General features: G+C 41.9%; 11 protein-coding genes. 6 read left to right on the forward strand and 5 right to left on the reverse strand.

The features are described 5' to 3' along the window. The 3 genes from ACY3ZI_RS04255 to cptA form a co-directional block, all read right to left on the reverse strand. A complete protein-coding gene (locus tag ACY3ZI_RS04255; RefSeq protein ID WP_487376087.1) occupies nucleotides 1-2,007 on the reverse strand; it encodes a BCCT family transporter in 2,007 nt (668 codons plus the stop codon). Between the two features lie 525 nt (nucleotides 2,008-2,532). Next, nucleotides 2,533-2,988, reverse strand: a complete 456-nt coding sequence (locus ACY3ZI_RS04260) for a hypothetical protein (protein WP_036954029.1) — start codon at nucleotides 2,986-2,988, stop codon at nucleotides 2,533-2,535. A gap of 207 nt (nucleotides 2,989-3,195) precedes the next feature. Beyond that, nucleotides 3,196-4,905 (reverse strand): phosphoethanolamine transferase CptA, encoded by a 1,710-nt coding sequence (gene cptA / locus ACY3ZI_RS04265; protein ID WP_211886585.1) that lies wholly within the window; start codon nucleotides 4,903-4,905, stop codon nucleotides 3,196-3,198. A gap of 368 nt (nucleotides 4,906-5,273) precedes the next feature. Here cptA and ACY3ZI_RS04270 point away from each other — a divergent pair, with 368 nt between their 5' ends. From ACY3ZI_RS04270 to ACY3ZI_RS04295, 6 genes are all read left to right on the forward strand, one after another. Continuing rightward, the gene (locus tag ACY3ZI_RS04270) at nucleotides 5,274-6,452 is read left to right on the forward strand and encodes an NAD-binding protein (RefSeq protein WP_036954033.1); all 1,179 of its coding nucleotides are present in this window, start codon (nucleotides 5,274-5,276) and stop codon (nucleotides 6,450-6,452) included. A gap of 33 nt (nucleotides 6,453-6,485) precedes the next feature. Further along, nucleotides 6,486-7,103, forward strand: coding sequence for a cytochrome c biogenesis heme-transporting ATPase CcmA (gene ccmA / locus ACY3ZI_RS04275; protein WP_036954035.1), 618 nt, complete (start codon nucleotides 6,486-6,488; stop codon nucleotides 7,101-7,103). Continuing rightward, entirely contained in the window at nucleotides 7,103-7,768 is a 666-nt protein-coding gene (gene ccmB / locus ACY3ZI_RS04280) for a heme exporter protein CcmB (protein ID WP_036954037.1), read from the forward strand. Before ccmA ends, ccmB begins: the two co-directional genes overlap by 1 nt. 41 nt (nucleotides 7,769-7,809) lie before the next feature. Next, nucleotides 7,810-8,223 carry a thioredoxin family protein gene (locus ACY3ZI_RS04285; RefSeq protein ID WP_487376091.1) on the forward strand — a complete coding sequence of 138 codons (414 nt, stop codon included), beginning with the start codon at nucleotides 7,810-7,812 and terminating at the stop codon, nucleotides 8,221-8,223. Beyond that, the gene (locus ACY3ZI_RS04290) at nucleotides 8,211-9,026 is read left to right on the forward strand and encodes a sulfite exporter TauE/SafE family protein (protein WP_487376093.1); all 816 of its coding nucleotides are present in this window, start codon (nucleotides 8,211-8,213) and stop codon (nucleotides 9,024-9,026) included. Before ACY3ZI_RS04285 ends, ACY3ZI_RS04290 begins: the two co-directional genes overlap by 13 nt. A 259-nt stretch (nucleotides 9,027-9,285) precedes the next feature. After that, nucleotides 9,286-10,290 (forward strand): LacI family DNA-binding transcriptional regulator, encoded by a 1,005-nt coding sequence (locus tag ACY3ZI_RS04295; protein WP_211886580.1) that lies wholly within the window; start codon nucleotides 9,286-9,288, stop codon nucleotides 10,288-10,290. A gap of 58 nt (nucleotides 10,291-10,348) precedes the next feature. Here the strand turns inward: ACY3ZI_RS04295 and ACY3ZI_RS04300 are convergent, their stop codons facing one another. Together ACY3ZI_RS04300 and ACY3ZI_RS04305 are read right to left on the reverse strand one after the other, a co-directional pair. Further along, a complete protein-coding gene (locus tag ACY3ZI_RS04300; protein WP_036954045.1) occupies nucleotides 10,349-11,320 on the reverse strand; it encodes an ABC transporter permease in 972 nt (323 codons plus the stop codon). A 10-nt stretch (nucleotides 11,321-11,330) separates the two neighbouring features. After that, complete coding sequence (locus ACY3ZI_RS04305) at nucleotides 11,331-12,815, reverse strand: sugar ABC transporter ATP-binding protein (RefSeq protein ID WP_036954047.1); 1,485 nt, start codon at nucleotides 12,813-12,815, stop codon at nucleotides 11,331-11,333. Nucleotides 12,816-12,909: the final 94 nt, after the last annotated feature.

Raw genomic sequence — 12,909 nt, forward strand, 5'->3', positions numbered from 1 at the left:
TCACTTGCCGAGCAAGTGCAAGAAGTGAATATGTTTTTCATACTGGTCGAGGATGTCATGAATGATCTGCTCTTTCGCCCAGCCCATCACGTCGTAATCCTGCCCACCTTCTTTTAAGTGAATTTCTGCGCGATAGTATTTTTGTTCTTCACTGCGCTCTTCATCACTGTCTGTTCCCATACCTGCTAGGGCAAAGGCTGGCTGAATATAGTAACGTAGGCGAACTTCGTATAAAAAGTTCATATCTTCGCCTAAATCCACCTCAAATCCAATCCTATCGTCTTTATCGGTATGGATATGGCAAACCGTACCTTGCTTGGCGAGCTCCTCAGAAACCATCTCCATGGATGGTTTCACGGACTCTTCCATAAAGCGTTTTACATGAGCGCGTTTCGGGAAATAAACAATATTACGTAAGCGGCGCTGCCACGGAATCGGGTTACGGCTGGCGGTTGGGGCGATGGTGGCTAATTGCTGACTATCCCGTTTATAGGCATCAACGCGCAGTGCTTTGAATAACCCATAAATAGAGATAAGCAGAACGATAGCAAATGGCAAGGCGCTGGCAATTGTCAGAGTTTGCAGTGCTTGCAAGCCACCCGCCAACAACATGGTGATCGCCACCACGCCCATTAAGCCCGCCCAGAAAATACGTTGCCAAATAGGGGTATTGGAATCACCGCCAGAGGCGAGGGTATCAACCACCATAGCGCCAGAGTCCGCAGAGGTGACAAAGAACACGACGACCATCAGCATAGCGAAGAACGATAATACCGTTGAGAACGGGAAGTAAGTCAAAAACTCGAATAGCGCGAGAGACACGTCAGACTGCACCGTTTCTGCCAGTCGGGTCGCTCCTTGGTTTTTGATTAAATCAATGGCGGTATTACCAAAGAACGTCATCCACATCAGGGTAAAGCCCGCAGGAACAAACAGCACGCCAGTGACAAACTCACGAATGGTACGACCGCGAGAAATTCTTGCGATAAACATCCCAACAAATGGTGACCATGATAACCACCAGCCCCAATACAGCAACGTCCAACCCCCTAGCCAATCACTGGATTTAGGTTCGTAGGCATACAAGTTAAACGTTTTGCTGACGATCTCTGAGAGATATCCCCCCGTATTTTCCACAAAGGATTTTAGCAATAAGACCGTCGGACCTAAGATCACAATCAACAGTAACAATAGGAAGGCGAGACCGAGGTTCAGCTCAGATAAAATACGGATCCCTTTATCTAACCCAGAGACGACGGATAAGGTTGCAAGAGCCGTGAAGGTGATAATCAAACCAACTTGCACGGTCTCATTCACCGGTAAACCGAACAGATGATTCATTCCGGCGTTAACTTGCAGTACCCCAAAGCCAAGAGAGGTCGCGACACCAAACACAGTACCCACCACCGCAAACACATCCACAGCATGACCTAAAGGGCCATAAATTCGGTCACCGATAATCGGGTATAGAGCTGAGCGCAGGGTGAGCGGTAAACCGTGGCGATAGCTGAAAAAGGCTAAAATCAAGGCAACAATGGCGTAGATAGCCCAAGCGTGTAATCCCCAATGGAAGAACGTCAGGCGCATGGCTTCTTTGGCGGCTTCTACGGTTTGCGGATCCCCTACTGGCGGGTTGAGATAGTGCATGACGGGCTCGGCAACGCCGAAGAACATCAAGCCAATCCCCATACCTGCGGAGAACAACATGGCAAACCAAGAGACATAGCTGAAATTGGGCTGTGCGTGGTCAGGACCTAGTTTTATCTGTCCATAACGCGAGAGTCCCAGATAAGTCACACTCAACAAAATGATGGCGACAGCGAGAATGTAAAACCAGCTGGCGTTGTTAAATAAATTCTTTTGAAGATGACTTAGATGAGATTCTGCCATTTCAGGCATTAAGGCGGCAAAACCGACGATAAGCAGAATAATGATAGCCGAACTGTAAAATACAGGGGGGCTGATTTTGGAGCGTACTTTTTTGTTTTCAGTCACGTTTTGACTCATAACGACCTTCTTTGATTTTTATTTTATTTTTTGCATACCAATCTTAAGGGGGCATGCGGCGAGCTGTCCTTCTGAATGAAACAATAGGTTATTGCGAAAGGGTTTCCCTGTAGGAAACGAAATAGAAAGAACAATAAAATGGCTAAATTGTGAGTGTTGATAACGGTGATTTACGGCTGAATTATCAACAAAAATTGGTAAGTGGTGACCCCCTTTGAACCCTGTGATGAACAAAAAACGAAAGGGTATACTGCCATGGTAGGCATCAATGATCAACCTAAGTGGTAAAATGAAAATAAATAAAGGGTGTAAATTTCATGTTATTTATCAATTCATTGTTTATTTATCTTACTGTATTTTGGTGTTATTTATAGAAATGTAGCCAAGTGAGCGAAAGAGATAATTATGTGGTTAAAAATAGCCTTAAAGCGGGCTAAATAGCAAAATGAATTAACGCTTATGCGTATAAAAAAAGCAGACAATATCGGTCTGCTTTGGAATGAAAAAAGGGGAAAATGCGATGATTTATTTCTTCGCATCATTCTCTGATTTTAACGCTTCAGTTTTGTCTTTAGCGTCAGTGGCGAGTTCGTCAGCTTTGTTTATAGCATCCGTTTTCATGTCTTGCGCTTTTTCTGAAAACTCACTAGATGCTTTGTCATACTGTTCTTTGAGCTTATCGGCGGAGTCGGATGCATCTTGTTTCAGCTCATCCGCTTTTTTCTCACCTTGGTCTGCTAACTCTTTGGCTTTGTCTGAGAGTTCAGATGCTTTGTCTGAAGCATCGTTTTTCACATCTTGCGCGGTGGCTTTTGCGCTATCAGATAACTCAGTCGCTTTTTGCTCAGTCGCGTCTTTTAACTGAGTAGCTTTTTCTTCGACTTGTTGAACCGCGTCATCTTTTTTTGATGAATCATCACAACCAGCGACAAGGGTTAAAACGCCAGCAACAACAAGAGAAGAAATGATTTTATGTTTCATTATTAATTCCTTAACAGGTCATGTTAGAAAAATACTAATTAAACGGTAAATTCATTTGTGGCTAAAATACCGACATAGACACATCAAAATGTAGCACACGAAATGGCGAAAGATCCATGTAGCGTCTGTAAAGATGTGTGGGATGGAGCTTGTGTGGGAATGAGAGAGAGCGCAAGTGAGTAAACACCCACTTGCGCTAATTGAGGGTTATTTCTTTAAGTCGTCATACAGCATCATGGATGCTTTATTTTCTGGGTCGCCAATCCAACGAGGCTGTGGTTGGTACTCATTGTTAATCAGACTTTTTTGTGGCTCAAATCCGGTGTACTTCAGACCTGCCAAATCAGACCATGTATAGATAAAGTCCATAGTGCTGTATGGGCGTGCGGTTTTATCTTTCAAGTCAAATTGATGAGTCTGTAACCATTCTGGCGACTGCCATACTAAGAATGGAACGTTGTACATCACTTTGCTTGGCTTGCCTTCGCTACGGCCTAACATTTCATGTGGTGGTGTGTCGTAAACATCCTCACCGTGATCGGAGAAGAAGACTAAGAAGCCATTTTCTTTTGAAGAATCGAAATCTTTAATCAGCGTAGAAACCACATAGTCATTGTAATGCTGAGCATTATCATAGGCATTGTAATCTTTGATTTGGTCGCCTTTTAAGTTGGTTGGCACTGGGCTATTGCTATCGGTGAAGATGGCTTTATCTTCAGGATAACGGAACTCATAGCGCATATGGGTACCCAACAGGTGCACCACAATAAATTTCTTCTCAGCAGGATCAGCTAAGGCTTCTTTGAATGGGTCGAGCACCACGTCATCATAAATACGGGAGCTTTGCGCCATATCGTTGTTCAAATAATATTGCTTATCGGTTTGACGAGAGAACGCCGTTAACAGGGTGTTTCGCTCAGTCATGGTTTGCTGATTGGTGATCCAGAACGTTTTAAAGCCAGCTTGCTTCATCATATTCATAATCGATGGGCGGGAATTAAACAGATCAGGCTCAGTTTCTGAAGCAAAAGTTAAAATCTGTTGCAACGCTTCGATGGTATAAGGGCGTGGCGTGACCACATCATTAAAGACCGTCAAATTGTTTGGATACTGTTTTTCCAGTTGATCAAGCTCTGGCGTTGTTTGACGAGAATAGCCATACAAGCTCATTCTGTCGCGGCTGGTGGATTCACCAATCACCAACACAAACGTTCTTGGGGTATTGCCATTGGCATCAACAAAATTTTCTAACGGTGGAATTTTGCTGTTGTCGCGGATTAATTCTTCCATGTTTGCCAGTTGGTTCTTATACAGGAAGTAACCACTTACAAACTGCCACGGTGCGGCATACGCTAATTTACTGTTAACGTAGGAAACGACGTTCTCAAAAGGACGCTGCTGTTTGATGGCTTTATTGTAGTAAGGCACACCAAATAGCACGATTAGAACGAGCGCGGACACAATCACGCGCCCAGTCACTGGCAACGTGACGGGTTTCAAACGAGTCCATAGGAAAATAGCGCCGAGGGTGTAAGCCAAAATCACTGCAATCACTTTAAAGCTCAGATATTGGCGTAAGAATTCACCCGCCTCGTTGGTGTTGGTTTCGAACATCACAAACATCACACTTTGGGATAATTGATGTCCATACACCACGAAATAAGCGAGAGCGACGACCGAGGATAGCCATAAAACAATCCCGATTAGGCCTGCCACGAGTTTGATTTTTCGAGGGAAAAATAGCGCGGGAACGAGCCAGAGTGAGCTATAGAGTAAAGAATCTCTTAACCCGATGGTGTTGCTTTGCCCGGTAACAACCACATACAGCTGTAGTAAAGATGAAAAATACCAGAAAAATATTAACAGCCAGAACAAGGACATCCAGCTAAACTTTCCTGCTTTTATCGAATTAACCATAAATTTTTAGCTCTTAATTATTAGTTTCGTTAAGTAACAATCAAAACATAGTCGAAAAATCGTTTTTTAGATAGATAGTTATCGAGTAAGTTCAAATTATATTAAGAATGTGTTTACTGTTTTATTGTTTATTGTAGATGCAGATAAGGACTAATTTATTACATTGTTTATCAATGATTTTTAAATCATTTATAAATTTTTCTTTTTGGCGCTCATTTAATGATTAACCTATTAAGAAATGAGGCTTTCCTTCACATTTTTCATTTATTGCATAAGCAATGGAATTGATATTATTCTTTGTTAATCTATTAGCTAGAAATACTGATGGCATTTAATTGATAGGGGATGCTTAATGCGAGGCATAAACGATGCTAGATAACGCCTTTGTGGCTTTTTTGAAATCCGCTTTAGCCGTGAGAATTCTGCTCTCCATTTTGATTATCGTTGATGGCGGGCTCATCTTAAAGCCCATCTTAAGTGCTTACACAGACTATATCGATTGGCGCCAAAGTGGATTTACCGAGTGGTTAAAATCCTTAGGGTTTATGAAATTGCTGGATATTCCCCGCTTCTTGTTGGGTATCTCGCTTATCTTTCTTTCGCTATTTATGATCAATGGCGCGCGCATTGCATGGGTTTTCGCACTCTTATTATTGGCAATCATTGCCTTTGTTGACTTAAAAGTGGCGACGGAACATGTGCGACAAGGTTATTTCTCTTTTGGCTTGTTTGTCGCATTAACACTCTTTTGGAAACTGTACCCTCGACACAGTATCAGTAGCGCGGGGTTTGTGGCGCTCACCTGTATTATTTCATTATTGCTCTATTCCATTTTCGGTACGCTGTATATCGGCGATGAATTCTTACCCGTTGTGAAGGATGGCACCACGGCATTTTATTTTGCGCTGGTATGTATGACGACCGTAGGGTTTGGCGATATTGTTCCTGTCACCCTGGATGCTAGGGTCTTTACGGTGACTGTAATTATCTTAGGGATCACCATTTTTACGACCTCCGTAGTGTATGTGGTAGGCGTATTAGCCAAAGGTACCAAAGAGATTGTTCGCAAGAGGTTTTCATATATGAAAAATCATTATGTGGTGATTGGTAGTACACCGATGGCGGTTAACGTCTATCAAGCACTGAAAAAACGGGAACTGCCTGTCGCCGTGATTTGCCAAGAAAGTCACCGCAGCCACTATCCCGAAAAAGATAATATCGTGACAGGAGACCCAACGGACTCCGCTTTATTGGCAGAAGCCAATGTGAAACAGGCGAAATGTGTGCTGATCATGACCGATAGTGACTCGTTAAGTACCTTTGCCTTGCTCGGTGTAAAAGCGCAATCGGGCAGTAAAAGCGAAGCAAAAACCGTGGTATTGGTTAACCAAGAGTCAAACATGGATAAAATCCGTTTGCTGAACCCGGATATGCTGTTTTCACTCTCGTCCCTTGGCTCGGAAGTTTTGATGCAAGTGCTTTGCGGTGAAACAATTTCTAATGACAGCATTAGTGATATGCTGCTGAACAAAATTACAAAAAGCTAGCGACCTCACGGATGTTAAAAGGAACTCAGCCCCATGTTAAGTGCGGATAAAATTACCTGCCATCGACAAAATAGAACGCTATTTCGGCAGCTGGATTTTTCGGTTATGCCGAACCAAATTTTGCAGGTCGAAGGACCCAACGGGGCAGGGAAAACCACACTGTTACGCATGATGGCTGGGTTATTAAAGCCGGATGAAGGTGAAATTTTATGGCAGCAGCACTCCATTGAAAAACTTAAGGAAGAGTTTACTCGCCACTTGCTGTATCTGGGGCATAAACCGGCTGTAAAATCACTGTTAACCCCCTATGAAAACCTGAAGTTTTATTACCAAATGCACCACCAAGAACCTGAAGGCGACAAAATTTGGTCTGCGCTAGAAGAAGTCTCTTTGATGGGGTATGAGGATATTCCTGTCGGGCAGCTTTCAGCAGGGCAACAGCGCCGAGTCAACCTTGCCCGCTTATGGTTAAGCGATGCGCCACTGTGGATTTTGGATGAGCCATTCACGGCTATTGATGTGGCGGGAGTAAATCGTTTAACTGAGTGTTTTCATCAACATGCAGAGCAAGGTGGCATGATTTTATTTACGTCGCACCAAGCGATGACAGGGCACTTTGGGACATTAAAACTGACAGGTGGGTACGAGTGATGTTTTGGCTATTAATAAAAAGAGAGCTTAAAATTGCCTTTCGTAGCTTCTCCGAATTGGTTAACCCACTGTGGTTTTTCTTAATCGTCATCACGCTTTTTCCATTGAGTATTGGGCCTGAACCGCAATTATTGGCTCGGATCTCTGTGGGGATTTTTTGGGTTGCCGCCATTTTATCGTCGTTGCTTTCGTTAGAACGTTTATTTAAAGATGACTATCTGGATGGCTCGTTAGAGCAATTATTGCTGGCACCACACCCTCTGTTTATCACGGTTTTAGCCAAAGTGATTTCCCACTGGCTAGTGACAGGACTGCCTCTGGTGCTACTGTCTCCTGTTGCAGCGGTAATGTTATCAATTAATGGCGACACATTATTGGTGCTAGCGGGGACGTTACTGCTAGGAACGCCAGTATTGAGCTTTATTGGTGCGATTGGTGCTGCGCTCACCGTATCATTAAAAAAGGGGGGCGTACTGGTCAGTTTACTGGTGCTACCGCTGTATATTCCGGTGTTAATTTATGCGACGGGCACGATGGAAGCATACAGTTTTAATATGCCTCTTGGCGGATATTTTGCGATCCTTGGCGCACTATTTGCCGCAAGTATCACCTTTTCTCCGTTGGCAATTGCTGCCGCATTGAAGATCAACGTGAGTAACAGCTAGGGGAGATTTTTTCTAATTGAGCTGATACAGTCGGTGATGTGATGCTCAGTGTAAAAGGAAAAAACGTCATGCCCGCTGTTCCCCTCATCAGTAGCGATAATTTTAGCCGGCTGTTATCTGACCCGATGCAGCCGAGCGGGCAATGGGCGTTAATCTATTTTTGTGCATCATGGTGCCAGCCATGTAAGACCATGCAGCCTATCTATTTACAACTCACGGATTACTTTTCTGATAATGGTACGCACTTTGGCGGTCGTATAAATTTTGGTGGCAGTATAAATTTTGGAATAGTAGATATCGCTCAATCTCCGACAATAGCCCCTCAGTATGGAATTAAATCCGTGCCGTCCATTGCCCTTTTCCTCGATTCTCGTCTTGTGGATTTAATGGCGGGGGAATATCAACTTTCATCGCTGGTTACCCAAATAGAAAATAGGTTGCTATGTTCACATTAATATTAGAAGGCTTGGTAATTGGCTGCCTATTAGGATTAACGGGCGCTGGTGGCGGTATTTTAGCGGTTCCTGCATTGATGACATCTCAAGGATGGGGTGTCGCACTCGCCGCGCCTGTAGGGTTATTGGCGATTACATTGGCAGCACTGGTCGGTGTTATTCAAGGGCTTATTCAGCAGAATATTCGTTATAAAGCGGCTATTTGGATTGCATTAATTAGCATTCCTACCGCGAAATATGGGGTTTATTTAGCACACATTATTTCACCCCAATGGCTGACTTTAGCATTTAGCTTCGTCATGCTGGTGGTTGTATATCGTATTGTTTTTAAACAGGTAATTGAAGATGATGATGCTCCGTGCAAAATAAATCAGCAAACGGGAAAATTTATTTGGAATATCAAAACGGCATCTATATTAGGGGGAATTGGATTAGTTGCTGGATTACTGACGGGGCTATTAGGCGTAGGCGGCGGGTTTATTATTGTGCCTGCAATGAAAAAGTTCACCAATTTAAACCTTAAAAGTATTATTGCCACCTCGCTGATGGTGATATTTCTCATTGGCAGCATTAGTATTTCAATTAATATATTGAATGGCTTTGAATATCCATTAGAGGTGAGTACAACCTTTATTTTAGCCTGCGTTTTTGGGTTGATTATTGGGCGTTTTTTGATTGGCTATATCCCTGTTAATATTGTTCAAACTATATTTGCATTATTGGTTGTTTTTGTTTCATTTTATTTATTATACTCAATTTTTGTTTTTATAAATAATAATGGAATTCCCGATTTTTTAATATAAAAATTTCATTCCATTACTCATTTATTAGTGATTTTTCAGTTATTTTACTTTTAAAACAATTTTTATATTTGGCTTGATTCAAATTAAGAATATTAGGCATAAGATGCTATTGGTTTGATGTATAAGAAAGAAAACTGATTTATCTTCAATGATAAACAGGTATAATGGATTAATCGCAATTCTTATTCAGCAGCGACATCAACAGAACACGCTATACCCTACCAAATACAATAATCATTACAGGTTGACTAGCACAAATATGACTAAACAAGATAGTTCAACAACCATCATTGATATCGCCAAACGCGCGAATGTGACCGATATTACGGTATCTCGAGCTTTTAATCACCCAGAATTGGTAAAAAAAGAGACGCGAGAAAAAATACTCGCTATCGCGCAAGAATTAAATTATGTCCCCAATGTATTTGCTCGGAATTTAAAGAATAAAAATAGCCGCATTATTGGGGTTGTTACGGACAGTACCTTTAACCCGTTCTATGTTGTATTAATCCAGACGGTTTCCCGCTTAGCGAAAGAGAAAGGGTATCAGGTGATGATCTTTGATACCGATAGCGATGAAAAAGCCGAGCAAACGGCTATTGAAACCTTAGTCAGCTATAAGGCTAGCGGTATTTTACTTTCGCCTGTGCGTGACGATAAAGCCTATCAACCGAGTTATTTATCACTGATTGATCAGCATAAAGTCCCTCTGGTTTTTGTTGACCGTTCTATTTATGGCAAAGATTACCCTGGGCTATTTTTGAAGAACTTTGAAATCGGGGCATTAACCGGTAAATATCTCAATCAGCAACGCAGCGAAAATACCTTAATTGTCTCAGGGCCTGAGCATTCTGAAATTAGTCTTTCACGCTTAGCGGGTATTTATGACCAATTTACCAACCGTAAAAATATTCATGTTCTGTACAGTAGTTATATTTTTAGTAAGAAAGATGAAGAGTATTTAAGAGATAAAATAAAAGAACTCTATACACCCAATATGTATATCGTGGGGTTAAACGGAATTATTACCGCGGGGATGTACAAAATTATTTCTGAACTCGGATTATCTTGCCGTTATTTCTCGGTGGACTTACCGCCTTATGCTGATACTTATCATTTATCGATTTCAGGCGTTCACCATGACTCAGTTTATTTAGGTAAACGAACAGCGGAATTACTGTTTGCAGAGATAGAAGGTGGTACCACTAAAGAAACGGGTTCCAAGCAAATTTTCGTCAATGGAAAACTTGTGACTTACGATTAAAAAAATAAGGATTTCATCATGAAATCCTTATTTGTTGTTTTTCGTAACAGCGTGAAAATCAACGCTTCATTGAGCTAATTAAGGTTGCGCCCCAGATAATTAAGCCTTTTACAATATATTGAACGTACGGTGAGATACCTAGCAGGTTCAAGCCATTGTTTAGCACGCCTAAAATCATTGCGCCGATCAACGTACCGATGATCATCCCGCGACCACCTGCGATAGAAGCGCCACCCAAAACCACGGCTGCAATGGCATCAAGCTCAAAACCGACACCGGCATTAGGCTGTCCGCTCATAACGCGAGAAGTAAAAATCAGCCCGGCAAATGCCGCAGTGAAACCACTGATGACGTACACCAACATTTTATAGCGCTCAACGCGGATACCACTTAAACGCGCAGCCTCTTCGTTACCGCCAATGGCATAAATATAGCGACCGAATGGAATATGATTAAGCACCACATAAAAAATTAGATACAGACCCAGCATTAACAGGATAGGTACTTGAATTCCCATCAATTCTTCACGACCCCAAAAAGCAAACTCTTGAGGTAAGCCAGAAATAGGGTAGCCACCGGTGTAAATTAGCGCTAAGCCTTTCGCAATAATCATGGCGCCTAAGGTCACGATAATTGGCGGCATTTTACCGTAAGCAGTTAAAATCCCATTAATAAATCCAAACGCGATACCAGATAACAGACCCAGTGCAATGGCAATGGAAGGATCCATACCATAATATTTCATTAATCCAGCCATCAATGTACCAGATAGCGCCATCACCGCCCCAACGGAAAGGTCGATCCCTCCGGTTAAGATGGCAAATGTCATCCCGATAGCAATGATTGCATTAATAGAAACTTGGCGGGCAATAGTAGATAAGTTATTTACCGTTAAAAAATGCTCATTAAAAATGGACATGCAAGCAAATAAAATAATTAACCCAACGAGAGGTAAAAATGCCGGTATCTTGGTTAATTTGGCAAAATTAAATTTATTCTTCGCTAGTGGAATTGTACTTTGGTTAGACATAGTCATGATCCTATATAATATTGCCGGCCGCATGTAACATAATCTGGGTTGAGTTAATCTCGTCCCCACTTAATTCAGCAGCAACTTCACCATCTCGAAACACCAAAACCCGATCGCTCACGCCAATAACTTCAGGCAGCTCTGAGGAAATCATAATAATTGAGATCCCTTTTTCGGTAAGTGAACGCATTAATTGATAGATTTCTGATTTTGCTCCGACGTCGATACCCCGTGTAGGCTCATCGAAAATAAGAATTTTGGCTTGTTTATTCAGCCAACGTGCAATCACCACTTTTTGTTGGTTTCCACCGCTAAGCGTTGAAACCGCTGTATCTGCTTCTGGTGTTTTAACTTTGACTTGCGAAATTAAATCAAGAGATAACAAATGTTCTTTTTTATTTTGAATTAAGAACAGTTTTTGAGCGTGGTTATTTAGCCAAATATTTTCTTTAACTGAGAATGGCAAAACCAAACCTTGGGTTTTACGGCTTTCAGGTAAAAGTCCAATGCCTAACTGGAGCGCTTGTGCCGCAGATTTCATTTTGACTTCTTGCCCCTCTAGAACCACTTTTTTCTTGTAGGCTTTATCCGCGCCCATCATGGCGAGAATATTTTCAGTGCGGCCAGAGCCGACTAAGCCTGCAAGACCGAGGATCTCGCCTTTTTTCAATTGAATGCGATTGGTTGGGCTAGAAGCAAACCGTTGAATTTGAGCGTCGAGAATGACCTCTTGTCCATCAAAATGACGTTTTGGCGGGTAGATATTTTCGACTTCACGACCCACCATCATTTCGATGATCACATCAAGGTCGGTATCATCCACCTTACGGGATCCAATATATTGACCATCTCGCAATACGCTAATGGTGTCGCAAATTTCATAAATCTCTTCCAAGTGGTGAGAGATAAAGAACATGCCGACGCCTTTTGCTTTCAGGTCACGCATCACATCAAATAGGTGATTGGCTTCTTTGGGGGTTAATGTTGCCGTTGGCTCATCTAGTACCAATATTTTGGCATCCAGAGAAAGCGCTTTGGCAATTTCCACAAATTGTTGTTCAGCAATACTTAAATGGCTAATGGGTTCATCAATATCAATATTAACGCCCAACTCAGATAGGATTATCTGCGCTTTTTCACGCATCAGCTTTCTATCTAATAAGCCAAATTTATTTTTAATTTCCCGGTTTAAAAAGATATTTTCAAAAGCATTTAAATAAGGGATTAACGAAAACTCTTGGAAAATAATACCGACGCCCGCTTTAATGGCATCACGATAATTATGGAAGGTGTACTCTTCGCCTTCGATAAGTATTTTCCCGCTATCTGGTTTATGAATTCCACACAGCACTTTCATTAGCGTTGATTTACCCGCACCATTTTCACCCAGCAGTGCGTGTACCTCTCCTTTTTCTAAAGAGAGATTAATATTATCTAGCGCCTTAACCCCAGGGAAAGTTTTACTGACATCTTTTAATGCTAACAATTGCATCATGTTGCTTCCCTTATTTTCTTTACCGCTTAAAAATGGGTAACAAAGCGAGTTGGAAAGTGAAATGCTTTCCAATAAACAGAGTGTCATTCATTTT

The organism is Providencia sp. LY12, from assembly GCF_057621555.1.

Coding starts and splice junctions, on each gene's coding strand:
- ACY3ZI_RS04255 (WP_487376087.1), bottom strand. CDS start 2,007: ATGAGTCAAAACGTGACTGAAAACAAAAAAGTACGCTCCAAAATCAGC.
- ACY3ZI_RS04260 (WP_036954029.1), bottom strand. CDS start 2,988: ATGAAACATAAAATCATTTCTTCTCTTGTTGTTGCTGGCGTTTTAACC.
- cptA (WP_211886585.1), bottom strand. CDS start 4,905: ATGGTTAATTCGATAAAAGCAGGAAAGTTTAGCTGGATGTCCTTGTTC.
- ACY3ZI_RS04270 (WP_036954033.1), top strand. CDS start 5,274: ATGCTAGATAACGCCTTTGTGGCTTTTTTGAAATCCGCTTTAGCCGTG.
- ccmA (WP_036954035.1), top strand. CDS start 6,486: ATGTTAAGTGCGGATAAAATTACCTGCCATCGACAAAATAGAACGCTA.
- ccmB (WP_036954037.1), top strand. CDS start 7,103: ATGTTTTGGCTATTAATAAAAAGAGAGCTTAAAATTGCCTTTCGTAGC.
- ACY3ZI_RS04285 (WP_487376091.1), top strand. CDS start 7,810: ATGCTCAGTGTAAAAGGAAAAAACGTCATGCCCGCTGTTCCCCTCATC.
- ACY3ZI_RS04290 (WP_487376093.1), top strand. CDS start 8,211: ATGTTCACATTAATATTAGAAGGCTTGGTAATTGGCTGCCTATTAGGA.
- ACY3ZI_RS04295 (WP_211886580.1), top strand. CDS start 9,286: ATGACTAAACAAGATAGTTCAACAACCATCATTGATATCGCCAAACGC.
- ACY3ZI_RS04300 (WP_036954045.1), bottom strand. CDS start 11,320: ATGTCTAACCAAAGTACAATTCCACTAGCGAAGAATAAATTTAATTTT.
- ACY3ZI_RS04305 (WP_036954047.1), bottom strand. CDS start 12,815: ATGATGCAATTGTTAGCATTAAAAGATGTCAGTAAAACTTTCCCTGGG.